Raw genomic sequence first — 15,305 nt, forward strand, 5'->3', positions numbered from 1 at the left:
CAATCCCGCTATCACCGCAGGTCTCGTGCGAAAGCGGCGATTTCGGCGGCGAATCGCTCCGGATCCTCGATGAACAGGCCGTGCTGGGCGCCCTCCCAATACGAGGTCCGCACGTCGGGCGCGGAGGCCGCGATGTGGCGGCCGTTCTCGATGGGAACCACCGGGTCGGCGGTGCCGTGCAGCACCAGGACGGGGATGTCGAGGCCGCGCAGGGTGTCGGTGTTGTCGACCGTCCGGTAGAACAGCGCCTTGCGGACCCGGGGCGGGGTGGCGATGCTGCCGCCGAACAGCCGCTGGGCGTCCACGCCCTTGTCCCGGCCGGGGCCGGTATTGGCATTGCCGAAGGCGGCGAAACCGCGCATGGCTTTGCCCGCGCTCTCGTCGAACACGTCCGGAATGGCCTTGGCCATGCCGGGCCCGGTCTCCGCGCCGGGCACGCCACGGCCGATATTGGCCTGCGAACCGGTGTAGACGACGCCCGCGAGGGCCGCGGTGCCGTGCGCGGTGAGGTAGTCGGAGGCGACGATGCCGCCGTAGGACCAGCCCAGCAGCAGCGCGCCGGAGGTGATGTCCTCGGCCGCGAATACGGCGGCGATATCGGCGGCCCAGTTCTTCGGGTCGTCGTAGCCTGCCTCGGGGGCGTCGGAGTAGCCGTGCCCGCGCAGGTCCACCGCGATCACCCGGAACTGCTCGGCGAGCAGGTCGGCCGACCGCCCCCAGCAGCGCAGATTCCCGGACCAGCCGTGCAGCAGCACCAGCGGGCGCGCCCCTTCCGGACCCGTCACCCGGTAAACGATGGTCGTGCCGTCCGCGCTCACTGCTTCCCGAATCGCCATGCAGTGAGGCTAACCGGCAGCGCCGCCGGGATCTCGCGCCCGCCACGGCGCCCGCGGCGGGCGCGGGCCCGGAAGGCGCAGGCCAGGGTCCTTGCCTAAGCTCAGAACCATGAGCACTCGTACCGCCGTGGTGACCGGAGCCAGTTCGGGTATCGGCGAGGCAACCGCCCGCGAACTCGCCAAGCAGGGGTACCACGTGTACGTGGGCGCACGCCGGGTCGAGCGTCTGGAGAAGCTGGCCGAGGAGATCGGCGGCACCCCGCTGGCCCTGGACGTGACCGACGAGGAGTCGGTGCGCGCCTTCACCGAAGCGGTCGAGCGGTGCGACGTGCTGGTCAACAATGCCGGTGGCGCGAAGGGCCTGGCCCCGGTGCTCGAGGCCGATCTGGACGACTGGCGCTGGATGTGGGAGACCAATGTGCTGGGCACGCTGCGGCTCACCAAGGCGCTGCTGCCCAAGCTGATCGCCTCCGGGGACGGCCTGATCGTCACCATCACCTCCATCGCCGCCTTCCACGCCTACGACAACGGGTCCGGGTACACCTCGGCCAAGCACGCGCAGGCGGTGCTGCACCGGACGCTGCGCGGTGAGCTGCTCGGGCAGCCGGTGCGGCTGACCGAGATCGCGCCGGGCGCGGTGGAGACGGAGTTCTCGCTGGTGCGGTTCGCGGGTGACGCCGAGCGCGCGGCGAGCGTGTACCAGGGCATCGATCCGCTGGTGGCGCAGGACATCGCGGAGGTGGTGGGTTTCGTGGCGTCCCGCCCGCCGCACGTCAATCTGGACACCATCACGGTGACGCCGCGGGATCAGGCCGGACCGGGCCGTTTCGCGCGTCGTTCCTGACCGGGGTGCGCGGCGCGGCGCAGTCACGTTGCGCCGCATCGCAGTTCACTGCCCCATGATCTGAATCACGGATTCTTCAAAATCGGAATCCGCGCGCCGGCCGCTGCTAGCGTCCCCCGCAATCGAGGGCGGCTTGGAGCGAACATGGTGAGATCACGCATCGAGGCGGTCGGGTCGTACCTGCCCGCCACCGAGATATCGACCGCGGAGCTGCTGGCCCAGCTGGCCGTCGACTCCCCCATCGACCTGGAGCGGATCAGCGGAGTGCGGCACCGCCGCCGCTGCGCCGAAGACGAGGATTCCTTCACCGTGGCGATGGCCGCGGCCCGGACCGCCCTCGACAATTCCCGCTACGACGCCGCCGATCTGGACGTCGTCATCTCCTGCTCCATCACGCGTATTCGCGGCGACGACTTCTGCGTGGAACCTTCGTTCGCGCTCATGCTGCGCAACGAACTCGGCGCGACCGGAGCCATCCATTTCGACGTCTCCAATGCCTGCGCGGGCATGATGAGCGGAGTTCTGGTGCTGGACCGGATGATTCGCGCGGGAATGGTGCGGCGCGGCCTGGTGGTCTCCGGCGAGTACATCACCCCGATCTCCGATACCGCGGTGCGCGAGATGTCGGAGAAATACGATCCGCAGTTCGCGTCCCTGACCGTCGGCGACGGCGCGGCCGCGGTGGTGCTGGACGGCGACGGCACCGCCGACGAGGGCATCGACTACGTCGAGCTCAATACCAGCGCCGGATTCGCACAGCTGTGCCTGGGCATGCCGAGCGACCGCAGTTCCGGAATCGCGCTCTACACCGACAATCGGGCCATGCACAACGAGGCCCGCTATCTGCTGTGGACCACCCGGCAGCGGGATTTCCTGGCCGCGCGGGGCAGCGATTTCGCGGCGGAGGGCTACGACCACGTGATCCACCATCAATTCAGCGCGCCCGCGGTGGAATTGGTGTCCAAGATCGCCGAACGCGAATTCGACGCCCCGATACCGCCCGCGCTCATGGTGCTGGATCGGTACGGCAACACCGCGTCCACCTCGCATTTCGTGGTTTTACACGACGCGCTCAAACAACAGCGGATAGCGTCCGGGGCGAAAGTACTGATGGTCCCCGCGGCTTCCGGCGTCGTGGCCGGGTTTCTGTCGGTGACGCTCGGCGATCTGCGGGTGTGATGCGGTATGGGAATCGTGATTTCTTCCATCGTCACCGAAATCGGTGGCGGCAGTTCGATCGAGCAGGCGGCCGCGGCCGCACGCCGCGCCATCGCGGAGGCGGGCAGCACGCCCGAGCGGATCGACGCGCTGATCAATACCGGCGTCTACCGCGACGCCAACATGGTGGAACCGGCCATGTCCGCGCTGATCCAGCAGCAGGTGGGCATCGGGCTGGAGTATCGCAGCGGCGATGTGCCGTGCCTGTCCTTCGACCTGATGAACGGGGCCTGCGGCATTCTCAATGCCATCCAGGTCAGTCAGGCGCTGCTGGAGGCGCCGACCGTGCACCAGGTGCTGCTGGTGTCCGGTGACGCGCACCCGTCGAAATCGCCGCGGCCGCAGCCGGGTTTCCCGATCAAGCCGGTGGGTGCGGCCATGCTGCTGGAGAAGGCGGCGGGCCCGGCCGGATTCGGTGCGCTGCACATCAGCGCCACCGACGGACGGCCCGCGGCGGAGGGTTTCGTGCGACTGCCGGAGATGGGGACGACCGGTCGGTCCTCCATCACTGTCCACCGCCCCGTCGACGTCGAAGCGCTCCTGCGCCACGCGGTCTCGGCCGCGACCGAAGCCCTCGAAGTGGCGGACGCGCCGCTGGACCGCACGACGCTGATCTGCGGGCGACCCACCCCCGACTTCCCGGCCCGGCTCGCCGAGCGCCTGGGCATCGCCCCCGAGGCGGTCAGCGCCGACGACACCGACGGCGACGCCCACACCTCGGCCCTGCCCGTCGCGTTCCTGGCGGCCCGCGACAGCGGCGGGCTCGACCGTGCCGACGTAGCCTTGTTCGTGGCCGCGGGGGCGGGTCCCTCGGCCGCCGCCATCGCGTACCGCCTGCCGAAACCGTAAGTCGCGGTACGTAATTCCGCCAGGAGGGCCATGAACGACCTGTGGGTGATCGTGCCCGCCTACAACGAGGAACACGGCATCACCGCCACCCTGGCGGCGCTCGCCCGGCAGCGGGACCGGGACTTCACCGTCCTGGTGGTGGACAACAACTCCACCGACGCCACCGTGAAGGTGGTGCGCGACTTCGCCCTCGCGCATCCCGAGCCGCGGATCGAGATCGTCACCGAGGAACGCAAGGGCACGGGCGCGGCCGCCGACACCGGCATGCGCCACGCCATCGCGGCCGGGGCCATCCGCCTGGCCCGCACCGACGCCGACTGCCTGCCCGCCCCCGACTGGACCGCGCGGATCCGGGCCGCCTTCGACTCCGGGCTGCGCCTGGTCAGCGGTCAGCTCATCCCCCGCACCGACGAGGGCGTGAGCCTGCTGGACCGCACCGTCATCCGGGTCGCCCTCGAGCTGGCCACGCAGTTCGGGAAACTCCGGCCCGGCAACCAGGACCCGCGCTACCTGGGCCCCTACGTCATGACGCCCGGCTGCAATATGGCCATCACCGCCGAACTGTACGAGGCCGCGGGCGGCTTCCCGCGCACCGCCATCGAGGAGCTGCACGAGGACCGGGCGCTGGTGAACGCCGTCCGCACGCTCACCACCGACTACGGGCTGCGGCGCGACGTGCGGGTGTACGGGTCGAATCGGCGCGTGAAAGCCTGGGGTGTGCGCAAGACCCTCGCCTGGTACGCCGACCACCGCTACAAACCGGAGCTGGTGGACATCCGGTGACATCTGGATACCCGTCCGCGGGCGAGGATTTCGTCGCGCTGCTGCGTGAGCAGGTGCTGCGCACTCCGGACGCCCCCGCCCTCGGCATGATCGGCGAACAGCCGCTGAGTTTCGCCGAACTCGACGCCCGCATCCGCCTGGTGGTGAAACGCCTGCACAGCAAGGGCTTCGAGCCCGGCGACCGGATGCTGTTCTCCATCCGGCCCTGCGTGGACGCGGTGGTGCTGGTGTTCGGGACGATCGCGGCGGGCGGCAGCATCGTGTTCGTGGACCCCGGCGTCGGACCCGAATTGTTCGCGCGCCGACTGGAACTGGTGAAACCCGGCTGGGCCGCCACCGAATCACTGCTCTACCTGCTGAGCGGGCCGCTCCAGAAATACGGCCGCCGGCTCGGCCTCTCGCTACCGGAATTCGGACGGCTACCGGTGCGCCACATCCACAGCGGCCCGCGCCTACCCGGAACGCCGCGCGGCTCCATCCCGCTCGGCCACCTGATCGGCTCCGAACCCGGCTGGTCCGGCCCCGCCACCGGCGCCACCGTGGACGCGCCCGTCGAGGATCCCGACGCCGAGGCGCTCATCGTCTTCACCTCCGGCACCACCGCCGACCCGAAAGCCGTGGTGCACACCCGCGGTTCGCTGGGCGCGGGCCTGGCCGCCGTGGCGGGCGCCACCACCCTGATGCCCGGCTCGCACCTGCACACCGAGCAGCTGATGATGGGCTTACCCGCGGTGCTGGAGGGGGCGCGCTGGTCCATGCCGCGCTATCCCCGCTTCAGCACCCACGTCGATCCGCTCGGCTTCGCCCGCACCCTCGGCCCGGCGGGCAGCCCGGACAGCGCCACCCACGCCTTCCTCACCCCCGCCGACCTGGCGACCATCCTCGACGCCGTCGAGGCCGGGCGGCTGCCCGCGCCGGCCCACCTCGAGGAGATCTCCCTCGGCGGCGCGCCCGTCACCACCGCGCTGCTGCGCCGCGCCCGCGCGGTCCTGCCCGGCACCGAATTGCTGGCGGTCTACGGCATGACCGAGATCCTGCCGGTGGCAATCACTTCCGGCGCCGACAAACTCGCCTTCGAGGGCGCGGGCGACCCGCTCGGCTTCCCGTGCGAGGGCGTGGACGCGCGCATCGCCGACGACGGCGAACTCATCCTCTCCGGCCCCAACCTGTGCCGCGGTTACCTCGGCGAACCCCCGCTGAAGGAGATCGCCACCGGCGACCTGGCCCGCTTCGACGGCGGCACCCTGGTCCTGATGGGCCGCAAGAAGGACATGATGATCCGCGGCAAGACCAATATCTATCCGGGCCTGTACGAACCGGCCATCGTGGGTGTCGAGGGCGTCCGCGAGGCCGTCATGATCGGCATCCCCGACGAGATCGGCGACGAGCGCATCGTGCTGGCCGTCGTCACCGAGCCGCACGCCACCGACGTCGAGACCCGCCTACGCCGCGAATTACCCGCCCTCATCGACGTTTCCGCGCTGCCCGACGACATCGTCGTGGTCGACGAGATCCCCGTGGCCGGCCGCACCAGCAAGCCCGACCGCGCCGAACTACGCGCCCGCCTGCAACGCCACTGACGGATCCGGCCGCCGCGCCAACACGGTCAGTACCGCGTCCGCGAAAGCCTCCGCCCGCACCCGCGACAACACCGGATCCGCGTAACAGAACCCCAGGTGCGTTTCCTCGTGCGCGGTGGTGATCGCGACCGTCAGCACGCTCACGCACGAATTCGTGGCGGCCAGCCGCAACCCCGAAAGCCGCCACGCCCCCGCCCTTTCCGGAAACTCCACCCGCCCCAGATTCGTGACCGACACATTCCAGGGCGCGCGCCGATCCACCATTTCCGCCAGCCGCCCACCGGATTCCAGCCCCCGCGGCGTTCCGAACCGCATCCCCGCCACCGTCGCCAGATGCCGCCCCTGCCGCACCCCGCGCTCGAGCTGCCGCTTCGCCGACCGCGCCGCCTCCCACAGCGAAACCCCCGGCCCGAACGGCACGAACCCGACCAGCACCGGGGCGTACACACCCACCTCGTCCGCGTCGGGAGCCGGCCGCAGCGCGGCCCGGAAGTCGACCGGCGACCCCACCGCCGCGACCCCGGTCGCCGCGCGGCGGGCGCCGATCTGCTCGAGCGCCGCGCCGCCGACGGCCGCCGCGACGGCCGCCGCCAGCACGCCGTGGACGGTGACGCCGATTCGGCGGCAATCGGTCACCAAGGCCGCGGAGGTCTCCCGGTCGAGGACGCGGTGCACCACCCTGGTTCGCCGGTCGGTGATCGGCGCCGCGACTACCGGAAGTCGGTGCGGGCGCTGGACCAACGCGGTGACCTGGTCGGCGGCCGTGGTGTGCAGCCACCGCCAGAGACCGCGGGCCGCCGGGGGGATCAGGTCGTCCGCGGCCGGGGCCGGCGGGCGCTCCGGCCCGCCGGCGCCGCCCGACTCCGCGTAGCCGATCAGCTTGCGCAGCAACGCCATCAAGGAGCGCCCGTCCGCGACGATGTGGGAGATCGTGAGCACGATGTCGTGGAATTCGCCGTCGGTGCCCACGCCGACGGCGATATCGGTGATGCGCGCCAGTCCCGCCGCGGTGTCGAAGGGCTCCGCCAATTCGGCGTCGAGCTCGCGCACCCACGCCTCGGCATCGCGGGATTCGATCCGTCGCACCGGAATTCGCGGCCGGGTCAGCGGCCGCCATCGCGGGTGGCTACCCGCGTCGTCCGCGATTCCCATGCGCAGCAAGGGATATTCCGCGACCAGCGCGGCGGCGGCCGATTCCAGCCGGGCGGCCGGAATCGGCCCGTGCACGCGAATGCGCGCGCCGCAATTCGCCGGGGACAACCGGTCGATGATCCAGAACCATCGCTCGGAGGGGCTGAGCGCGCGCACCCGCCGACCCTATCCGGGTCGGCAACCACGGCAAGGGTTTTCAGCGACCGCCGACCGGCTGGGGCGGGAGCGGGGTGGCCGAGATCTGGTTGTGCGGTTCGCCCTGCAGGGCGGACAGGCCCTTCCAGGTCTCCCAGTCGATGGTCCAGTCGTAGATGTCGCCGTCGGCCGCGGACAGCTGGATGCGGGTGCCGGTGACCTCGACCGGGTCGCCGTAGAGCGCGGTCGGGAAGTAGGCCTGGGCGTCGGCGGTGCTGAGGTTGATGCAGCCGTTGGTGACGTTCGAATTGCCCTGGGCGGACGCCGATTGCGGATTGGCGTGGATGAATTCGCCATTGTTGGAGATGCGCACGGCCCAGCGTTCCCGCACGTTCGTGTAGAACGGCGGATTCGACATCATGAAGTCCTCGTACTTCTCCGTCACCACGTGGATGCCGGAGCGGGTGACATTGCGGTCCTCGTTGCCCTCGCCGTAGCTGCACGCGAAGTCGAAGATGGTCGCGCCGTCCCGCACCACCTGGACGCGGTGGCTGGGCGCGGAGGCCTTCACGATCTGGGCGCGGCCGATCCGGAAGTCGGAGGTGAGATCGGAGTCGCCGTACAGGCCACCGCCCATGTCGAGGCCGTACAGCTTGGCGCCGAGGTGCACGGTGGTGCCGGGCTGCCAGTACTCGCGGGGCCGCCAGTGCGCGCGCGAGCCGCCGTTGTCGTCCTGCAGCCAGGCCCAGGAGCCCTCGGTGGCCGGGGTGGCGGTGACGGTGAGCGCCTTCTCGACGGCCGCCTTGTTCTCGACGTGCCCCTTGAACTGGAGCATGATCGACGCGGCGATGCCGACCTCCTGCCCGTCGCCGATATTGACGGTGGCGGGGGCGGTCTTCTTGGGGTTGACGGTGCTGAACTTGCCGTCGATGGCGACCGGCTTGTTGTCGGTGCCGATGGCGGTGCCCGACCAGGTGTAGGTGGCGCCGTAGCCGAGCGGCTCGTTCACCGTGAATTTGCTGCGAGTGGCATCGAATGTGCCGGTTACCTGTTTGCCGTTGGCGTTGGTCAGCGCCAGCTGGTCGATCCGCCCGTTGGTGACGGTGACGGTGGCCGACGTGGTCGGGTTGACCTGCTCGGCGCCGGCGGCCGGTTCCAATTTCACGGTGGCGACTGGTTCGGCAGGTTTGGCCGTGCCGCCGTTCTTGCCCGACGACGAGCAGGCCGCCGCGATGACCGCTGTCGACGCCACCAGTGCGGCACGCATGGCCGACCGGCGGGACAGTCCTCGATTACTCACTTGTTCGACCCTACCCCCGCAAACCGTGTATCCCGGACGCTGTTCTAGTGGTGGACACCACCCGCTACAGGCTCACTCCCACGGTCACGGGTTCGGGTTCCAGCTCGATGCCGAAGCGCTCGGCAACCCCTTCGCGAACCGTGCGGGCGAGGGTCACCAGATCGGTCGCGGTAGCCGCGCCCCGATTGGTCAGCGCCAGCGTGTGTTTGGTCGACAACCGCGCCGGAGACCCGTCGCCCGGAAAGCCCTTGGCGAAGCCGGCGCGCTCGATGAGCCAGCCCGCCGAGAATTTTACCCCGCCCTCGGCCGGGTAGGTGGGCACGGTTACATCCGCACCGAGATGTGAGGCGATCGCCGCGCGCACGGCCCCCACCCGCTCGTCCGGAATAACGGGGTTGGTGAAAAACGAACCGGCACTCCAGGTGTCGTGATCGGCCGGGTCCAGCACCATGCCCTTGCCCGCCCGCAACCGCAGCACCACCTCGCGCACATCGGCGGCGGGCCGGGACTCGCCCTCGGCCGCGCCCAGCGCGTTCGCCAGTTCCCGGTATCCCAGCGGCGCGCTGGAACCGTCCGCGCGCAGCCCGAATTCGACGGCCAGCACCACCGCGGCGGAACTGTGCTTGAGAATCGAAGTGCGGTACCCGAATCCGAGCTCCGCGGGCGCGACCCAGCGGATCTCCCCGGTGGCCCGGTCCAGCAAACGCACCCGGCGCAGCAAACTCGCCACCTCGACGCCGTACGCGCCGACATTCTGCACCGGCGTGGCGCCCGCGGAACCCGGAATGCCGGACAGGCATTCGAGGCCGCCGAGTCCGGCCGCCACCGTGGCCGCCACCACCGTGTCCCAGTTCGCGCCCGCCTCGGCGAGCACCGAGTCCGCGCCGATCTCCACGCCCTCGGTGGCGATCCGCACCACGACCCCGTCGAAGCCGTCGTCGCCGATGAGCAGGTTGGAGCCGCCCGCGACGAGCAGCACCGGAATCCCGGCCGCGTCCAGTTCCCGGACCGTCGCCACCAGCGCCTCGGTGGTCTCGCAGTCGGCCACCGTGGCCGGGCCGCCGACCCGCAGGGTCGTCAGCTCCGCCAGCGGGACCCCGGCACGCAGCCGCGCCCCGGTCGCCGCGAGCCGGTCCCGCAGGTCGTCGAACGACACCACCCGAGAAGTACGCACAGGCACAGACGGTAGCGTGTCCGACCATGGCGACACCTCTGGCCTTCACTGCGCACTCGACACATCCCCTGGCCGCGGTGCGCGCGGCGTTCGCCGACGAGCAGTACTGGAAGGACCGCATCGAGGCGGTCGGCGGGCCCAACGCCCGCATCGAGAGCATCGCGATCACCGGTGACCAGGTGCGCGTCGACATGGTCCAGACCATCCCGGCCGAGGAACTGCCCGCCCAGATCACCGCGATCAAGCCGGACGGTCTGACCATCCCGCGCACCGAGACCTGGCACGGCAACGGCGGCACCGTCGAGGCGTACGTGGACGGCGCGCCCGCGACCATCACCGGCAGCCTCACCGTCACCGAGGACGGCACCGGCTCCACCTTCGTGGTCGACGCGACCATCGAGGTGAAGATCCCGTTGTTCGGCAAGAAGATCGAGGCGGCCATCCAGCAGCACCTCACCGAACTGCTGGAGCGCGAGGCCGAGTTCACCGACAATTGGCTGAGTTCTCACTGACCGAGGTCGCCCGGCAGTAACCTGAGCGATCGTGGCCCGCCGACTCGACTATTCCGCGCGGTATTCGTTGCACACCACCCATCAGGTGTACGCGGCGATGACGAACCGTGAGCACTGGGACGCCCGCATCGAGGAACTGCGCAAGCACTCCCCGAACGACATCGTCAGCCTGGAGTCCGGCGACGACGGCATCAGGGTCGAACTACGTCACGTGCTGCCCCGCGACACCCTGCCCGAGATGGCGCAGATGGTGGTGCACAAGGACATGGTGATCACCCGCCGGGAGACCTACGGGCCGTACGGTCCCGAGGTGACCGGCGCCTATACCGCCGAAATCCCCGGCAGCCCGGGCACTCTCGGCGGCAGCATGCGGCTGTTCGCCACCGAGACCGGCTGCACCCTGCGCACGTCCTCGCGGGCCCAGGTCAATGTTCCGTTCTTCGGGCGCAGGCTCGAACAGCTCATGCTGGTGAATTTGGTGGACCTGTTCCGCGCCGAAGCCGAGGTGACGAAGGTTTGGCTGGATCAGCAGCACCCCGCCGGGTGACCAAACCCATCGGCACGATCACCCGCGGCACCACCGGGATCAACCGGTTGCGCCGCGGGGACCGGTGGATGACGCACGACCCGCTGGTCACCGGGAGATTGCTGGACGCCGCGGATCCGCTCGTCGTGGATCTCGGCTACGGAGCGAGCCCGGTCACCACCCTGGAGATGGCGGCCCGGCTGCGGACCGTGCGACCCGATCTGCGCGTGGTCGGCCTGGAGATCGATCCCGAACGGGTGGTCCCCGGCCGGGACGGCGTGGTGTTCGCCCGCGGCGGTTTCGAACTCGCGGGTCTGCGGCCGACCCTGGTGCGCGCCTTCAATGTGCTGCGCCAGTATCCGGAATCCGCTGTGCCCGAAGCCTGGTCGACCATCCAGTCCGGCCTGGCCCCCGACGGCCTGCTCCTGGACGGCACCTGCGACGAACTCGGCCGCCGCTGCGCCTGGGTCCTGCTGGATCGCACCCGGCCCCTGTCCCTCACCCTGGCCTGGGATCCCTTCACCGTCGACACGCCGTCCGACATCGCCGAACGCCTCCCCAAGGCCCTCATCCACCGCAATGTCCCCGGCGAACCCATCCACACCCTGCTGACCGCCGCCGACCGCGCCTGGTCCGTCGCCGCGCCGCTGGCCCCCTACGGCCCCCGCGTCCGCTGGCGCCACGCCGCGAACCTGCTGCGCGAGCAGGGTTTTCCGCTCCGCGCCTACCGCCGCCGCCTGCGCGACAACATCCTGACGGTGCCCTGGTCCGCCGTCGCTCCCCTGCCCTGAGCGGGTCCCGCGAGTTACCCTGTCCCCCTACGGTCCCCACACTCCGGCCCCCTGACGGGGCACCAGTGGCCGACCGCAGGCTGCACTGATCCGCGGGTACCCACGCGCGGATCAGTGGAGCTTGTGGAGCAGGTCCCGCACCGTGCCGGAGATCGCGGCCGGCGCGAGCAGCGACCGCGGCGCGAAGGGCTGCCGCCACAGACCGCCGTGGGCGGCGCCCGCCGCGAACAGCGCTTCCGGGTTGGATATTCGCGGCTCCTCGGGCGCGAACAGGTCGGCGACCAGCTTCGCGGCGAGCAGGGTCCGCGCGGTGGCGGGGTCGAAGATCTCGATGCCGAAACGGGAGGACGCCCGGTACGCGGCCGCGCGCCAGCCGTTCTCGCGGGCCAGACCACGGGTCCACGCGGGCGGGGCCACGGTGAACGACACCGGGCAGCCCGCCGACGCGGCGAGCACCGCCCGCCAGCGCGGCAATCGTTGCGCCAGCGCGTAATCCGGCCCGGCCAGCGCGGGCAGATTGTCGAACAGCCCCCACGCCCCGCCCTCGGTGTCGAAGATCGGGCGGGTGTAGTTGAGCCGGTACAGCGAGTGCGGCGCCACCCGGTGCAGCAGATCCTGCGCATTGCCGCGGAAACCGCGCTGCGCCAGGTGATCCCGGGCGGCCGCCACCACCGACGCCGGGACCGCGTAGGTGTCGGTCGGCGAACCCAGCATGGCCAGCGCCGCGTCGGGGTGATGCCGCAGCACCGCGTCGGCGAGCACGTCGGAGGCCACCGCCAGGCGCACCCCGGCGGCTCCGGGCAGCCCGGCGTAGAGCCCGAGCACCGGCCGCGCGTCACTGTGCGCCGTGATCCATTGCGCCAGGGCCGGAAAGCCCCGGGAGATGTCGACGCCCGGTTCGCCGTCCGCGACGGGGTAGTGCATGACCCCCGCGCCGAACTTGGCGGCGGCCCGCAGCCGCTCCCAGCGCACCCGGCCCGGCCGATCGACCGCGAGCACTTCCGCGCCCCAGCTCAGCAGCGGCCGCAGCGGCCCGAGTTCCGCGCCCGCGCCGGTCACGGTGACCCGGAAACCGGGCAGCGCCAGCCACTCCGGATGGTCGATGACCCGCTCGATCGCGGCCACGAAATCGGCTTCCAGGATGCCGTGGGTCTGCCATTCGGCCAGGCGCAGCCGCAGCGCGTCCTCGGCCAGCAGCAGTCCGCGCCACGGCACCTCGAGCCGCTTCACCACCGCGGCCTCGCCGGCCACGGCGGCGGTCTCCAGCCCGGCGCCGTCGGCCGCGGCGTCCACGTCGACGGTGTCCAGGGCCGCGACCGTGCGGCCGACGGTGAACCGCAGCATGTGCCGCACCGAGCGCAGCCCGGCCTCGGCCATGCCGATCGAGATCTCGGGCGCGCTGATCGCCAGCGCTGTCATTCCCCGGAAGACGCGGTGGTAGCCGTGCCGCCAGTCGCGGCAGGTCTCCACCGACTGCGCCAGGTCGGCGTCGTAGGGCCGGATCGCGTCGGCGACGACGGCGGCCGAGAACATGTCCGCGATCCGTTCGGGCGGGCCCGGCGGAAACACCAGATCCCACACGCCAGCACCGGTCCCCATACCAGTCACCCTGCCACGAATCGCGCGCCCGCAAAACTCGAAACCCGCACCCCGCGATCCCCGGAATGCCGTCCGGCGAACGCTAGCGGTGATCTTCCTGCGCGCGAGCCAGCGCGCGATGCAGCCGGGCCGCGGTGGCCGGGTCCAGAGCCGCACTGGCGGAACGGATCTCGGCCCGGGCGCAGCGGTGGATGGCGACCGCGTCGGACACCACCTCGTCCAGGGCGGCCTGCCCGATCCCGGCCTCGGCCAGATCCATGACGGTGCGCAGCGGCGTGGTCACCAGGAACGCGCCCGCCGATTCCACATCCTTGCGCGCGAAACTGCGCCGCAGCACGACCAGCCGCGGCGACAGCGGGAACCGCCCGACCCGCGCCGACAGGTGCACGAACCGCGGCCGCAACCGGCCCAGCCCGTGCAGTTCGGCGGCGCTGTGATGGGAGACGGCGGCCGCCCCGTCGAACCAGGCCGACCACATGGCGTACTCGTCGAGCGGCCCGTCCGGCCAGTCGGCCAGCCGGAGCAGCCCCACCCCCGACCGCAGCACGCTGCCGTCGCGTAATCCGTCGCGGATCCGGACCTCACATCCGGTGCGCAGTACCTGTCGGGTGGTGAAGTATCCCGCGTGCCGCCCGGCCTGCTCCCGCAACGCGTCCCAGTCGTGTTCCGGATCCCCCGGTGCCGCGTTCCCAGCCATGGCACTCAGGATAAGCCGGACCCATGTGTGTTATGTCACAATCCGCGCCTGTGTGCCGACACCTCACACGATGCACAGAGCTCACACAGAAAGCTCGGGAAGAATCGCCCCCATGAGTTCGGAACCCACCTCGGACGACGCAACCAAGCGCGACGCCTCCGCCGCGCAGCCGGTCGACCCCTCCGTGCGGCCCGGCGACTCCACGGCGCAGCCGGTTGACCTCGGTAAACCGGACGGCACCCCCACCGAGGTCCTAGGTGCGAGACAGGACGCGACCACCGACTGGTGGAACGACCCCGCTCACACCGGCGACCCGGCCACCCCCGACCCCGACGCCCAGCCCACCCAGGTCCTGCACCCCGGCGAGGCCGCCTACGCGGCGGGCGCGACCGGCCGTCCCGGCCCCGGCTCGACACCGACCGCCGACACCGCGAAACTCGCGAACGGCACCGGTCCGACCGCGGCGCTGCCGGGCGGACCCGGTTATCCGGCAGGGCCTTCGGGTCCGATCACCCAGTCCGGCGGTATGCAGGTGCCACCGGGCGCCCCGCCTCCCCCGGCGAAAGTCGGTGGTGGACAGACCGGTTCGTCCGGTCCGAAGCGCAGCCGCAAGAAGACCCTGCTGATCGTCGCCCTGGTGGCCGCACTGCTGATCGCGGGCGGGCTCGCCGGCGGCGAGGCCTGGGCCCGCCACAAGGTCGAGAAGTGCATCAGCTCGCAGTTCGAGGCCCAGATGGGCTCCAAGATCGACGTCTCGTTCGGCTGGAAACCGCTGCTGCTCACCATGATCGACCACAAGGTCGGCGAGGTCACCGTGAAGAGCGACGATTCCAAGTTCGGCCCGGCCCAGGGCATGGTCGTGAACGCCACCTTCCACGACGTGGAGACCAAGGACGGCGGCAAGCAGGCCAGCGTCGGCAGCTCCAGCGCCGACGTCACCTGGAGCAATGACGGCATCACCCAGACGATGGCCGGTCTGGTCTCGGCCACCGCCTCCGATCCCGCCACCGGCACACTGAGCTTCGCGGTACTGGGCGGCCTGGCCCAACTGCAGGTCAAGCCGAAGATCGTGGACGGCAAGATCGAGGTCGAGACGCTGCAGGCGTCGCTGCTCGGCTTCGGACTGCCCACCGATCTGGTCTCGGGCATCGTCAAGCTCATGACCGAGAGCCTGCAGACCTACCCGATGGGATTGACCCCCAACAAGGTCGAGGTCACCAAGGACGGCCTGCACATCACCCTGCAGGGCGGAAACACCGTGCTGCAGGCGGATCCGAACGCCCAGCAGCAGCCCATCCTCTGCTGACGG

At 70.8% G+C, this 15,305-nt stretch carries 15 protein-coding genes; 9 read left to right on the top strand and 6 right to left on the bottom strand.

Annotation, left to right across the window (positions count from 1 at the left end):
• Window positions 1–11: 11 nt before the first annotated feature.
• Window positions 12–836, bottom strand: a complete 825-nt coding sequence (locus ACQP06_RS32930) for an alpha/beta fold hydrolase (RefSeq protein ID WP_433668817.1) — start codon at window positions 834–836, stop codon at window positions 12–14.
• A 109-nt stretch (window positions 837–945) separates the two neighbouring features.
• Between ACQP06_RS32930 and ACQP06_RS32935 the strand changes: the two genes are divergently transcribed.
• The 5 genes from ACQP06_RS32935 (at window position 946) to ACQP06_RS32955 (ending at window position 6,110) form a co-directional block, all read left to right on the top strand.
• On the top strand, window positions 946–1,680 hold the full coding sequence (locus tag ACQP06_RS32935; protein WP_357281898.1) for an SDR family NAD(P)-dependent oxidoreductase: 735 nt from the start codon (window positions 946–948) through the stop codon (window positions 1,678–1,680).
• A 144-nt stretch (window positions 1,681–1,824) separates the two neighbouring features.
• Window positions 1,825–2,859 carry a 3-oxoacyl-ACP synthase III family protein gene (locus ACQP06_RS32940; RefSeq protein ID WP_433668819.1) on the top strand — a complete coding sequence of 345 codons (1,035 nt, stop codon included), beginning with the start codon at window positions 1,825–1,827 and terminating at the stop codon, window positions 2,857–2,859.
• 6 nt (window positions 2,860–2,865) lie between these two features.
• A complete protein-coding gene (locus tag ACQP06_RS32945) occupies window positions 2,866–3,747 on the top strand; it encodes a hypothetical protein (protein ID WP_433668821.1) in 882 nt (293 codons plus the stop codon).
• A gap of 30 nt (window positions 3,748–3,777) precedes the next feature.
• Complete coding sequence (locus ACQP06_RS32950) at window positions 3,778–4,530, top strand: glycosyltransferase (RefSeq protein WP_433668823.1); 753 nt, start codon at window positions 3,778–3,780, stop codon at window positions 4,528–4,530.
• Entirely contained in the window at window positions 4,527–6,110 is a 1,584-nt protein-coding gene (locus ACQP06_RS32955; protein WP_433668825.1) for a class I adenylate-forming enzyme family protein, read from the top strand. Before ACQP06_RS32950 ends, ACQP06_RS32955 begins: the two co-directional genes overlap by 4 nt.
• Here the strand turns inward: ACQP06_RS32955 and ACQP06_RS32960 are convergent.
• From ACQP06_RS32960 to ACQP06_RS32970, 3 genes are all read right to left on the bottom strand, one after another.
• Complete coding sequence (locus ACQP06_RS32960; RefSeq protein WP_433668826.1) at window positions 6,084–7,418, bottom strand: phthiocerol/phthiodiolone dimycocerosyl transferase family protein; 1,335 nt, start codon at window positions 7,416–7,418, stop codon at window positions 6,084–6,086. The two genes, ACQP06_RS32955 and ACQP06_RS32960, sit on opposite strands and share 27 nt — an antisense overlap.
• A gap of 40 nt (window positions 7,419–7,458) precedes the next feature.
• Window positions 7,459–8,664, bottom strand: a complete 1,206-nt coding sequence (locus tag ACQP06_RS32965) for a L,D-transpeptidase (RefSeq protein WP_433673502.1) — start codon at window positions 8,662–8,664, stop codon at window positions 7,459–7,461.
• A gap of 97 nt (window positions 8,665–8,761) precedes the next feature.
• A complete protein-coding gene (locus ACQP06_RS32970; RefSeq protein WP_379277017.1) occupies window positions 8,762–9,853 on the bottom strand; it encodes a UDP-N-acetylmuramate dehydrogenase in 1,092 nt (363 codons plus the stop codon).
• A 44-nt stretch (window positions 9,854–9,897) separates the two neighbouring features.
• Between ACQP06_RS32970 and ACQP06_RS32975 the strand changes: the two genes are divergently transcribed.
• From ACQP06_RS32975 to ACQP06_RS32985, 3 genes are read left to right on the top strand one after another with little or no spacing between them, the layout of a single operon-like run.
• On the top strand, window positions 9,898–10,383 hold the full coding sequence (locus ACQP06_RS32975) for a DUF2505 domain-containing protein (protein WP_433668827.1): 486 nt from the start codon (window positions 9,898–9,900) through the stop codon (window positions 10,381–10,383).
• A gap of 31 nt (window positions 10,384–10,414) precedes the next feature.
• Window positions 10,415–10,930, top strand: coding sequence for a DUF2505 domain-containing protein (locus tag ACQP06_RS32980; RefSeq protein WP_433668829.1), 516 nt, complete (start codon window positions 10,415–10,417; stop codon window positions 10,928–10,930).
• Window positions 10,927–11,700, top strand: coding sequence for a class I SAM-dependent methyltransferase (locus ACQP06_RS32985; protein WP_433668831.1), 774 nt, complete (start codon window positions 10,927–10,929; stop codon window positions 11,698–11,700). The genes ACQP06_RS32980 and ACQP06_RS32985 overlap by 4 nt, the downstream gene beginning before the upstream one ends.
• A 111-nt stretch (window positions 11,701–11,811) precedes the next feature.
• Here the strand turns inward: ACQP06_RS32985 and ACQP06_RS32990 are convergent, their stop codons facing one another.
• Both ACQP06_RS32990 and ACQP06_RS32995 read right to left on the bottom strand, forming a co-directional pair.
• Entirely contained in the window at window positions 11,812–13,299 is a 1,488-nt protein-coding gene (locus tag ACQP06_RS32990; RefSeq protein WP_433668833.1) for a hypothetical protein, read from the bottom strand.
• A gap of 82 nt (window positions 13,300–13,381) precedes the next feature.
• Window positions 13,382–13,996, bottom strand: coding sequence for a hypothetical protein (locus ACQP06_RS32995; RefSeq protein WP_357090904.1), 615 nt, complete (start codon window positions 13,994–13,996; stop codon window positions 13,382–13,384).
• Window positions 13,997–14,108: 112 nt separating this feature from the next.
• Between ACQP06_RS32995 and ACQP06_RS33000 the strand changes: the two genes are divergently transcribed.
• Complete coding sequence (locus tag ACQP06_RS33000; protein ID WP_433668835.1) at window positions 14,109–15,302, top strand: LmeA family phospholipid-binding protein; 1,194 nt, start codon at window positions 14,109–14,111, stop codon at window positions 15,300–15,302.
• Window positions 15,303–15,305: the final 3 nt, after the last annotated feature.

Origin of the sequence: Nocardia sp. CA-136227 (assembly GCF_050955695.1) — a bacterium.
Classification (GTDB): Bacteria; Actinomycetota; Actinomycetes; order Mycobacteriales; family Mycobacteriaceae; genus Nocardia.

Bases quoted from the DNA above. Each gene is read 5' to 3' on its own strand.
- ACQP06_RS32965 (WP_433673502.1), bottom strand. From the start codon at position 8,664: ATGCGTGCCGCACTGGTGGCGTCGACAGCGGTCATCGCGGCGGCCTGC.
- ACQP06_RS32990 (WP_433668833.1), bottom strand. From the start codon at position 13,299: ATGGGGACCGGTGCTGGCGTGTGGGATCTGGTGTTTCCGCCGGGCCCG.
- ACQP06_RS32975 (WP_433668827.1), top strand. From the start codon at position 9,898: ATGGCGACACCTCTGGCCTTCACTGCGCACTCGACACATCCCCTGGCC.
- ACQP06_RS32940 (WP_433668819.1), top strand. From the start codon at position 1,825: ATGGTGAGATCACGCATCGAGGCGGTCGGGTCGTACCTGCCCGCCACC.
- ACQP06_RS33000 (WP_433668835.1), top strand. From the start codon at position 14,109: ATGAGTTCGGAACCCACCTCGGACGACGCAACCAAGCGCGACGCCTCC.
- ACQP06_RS32945 (WP_433668821.1), top strand. From the start codon at position 2,866: ATGGGAATCGTGATTTCTTCCATCGTCACCGAAATCGGTGGCGGCAGT.
- ACQP06_RS32995 (WP_357090904.1), bottom strand. From the start codon at position 13,996: ATGGCTGGGAACGCGGCACCGGGGGATCCGGAACACGACTGGGACGCG.
- ACQP06_RS32930 (WP_433668817.1), bottom strand. From the start codon at position 836: ATGGCGATTCGGGAAGCAGTGAGCGCGGACGGCACGACCATCGTTTAC.
- ACQP06_RS32950 (WP_433668823.1), top strand. From the start codon at position 3,778: ATGAACGACCTGTGGGTGATCGTGCCCGCCTACAACGAGGAACACGGC.
- ACQP06_RS32935 (WP_357281898.1), top strand. From the start codon at position 946: ATGAGCACTCGTACCGCCGTGGTGACCGGAGCCAGTTCGGGTATCGGC.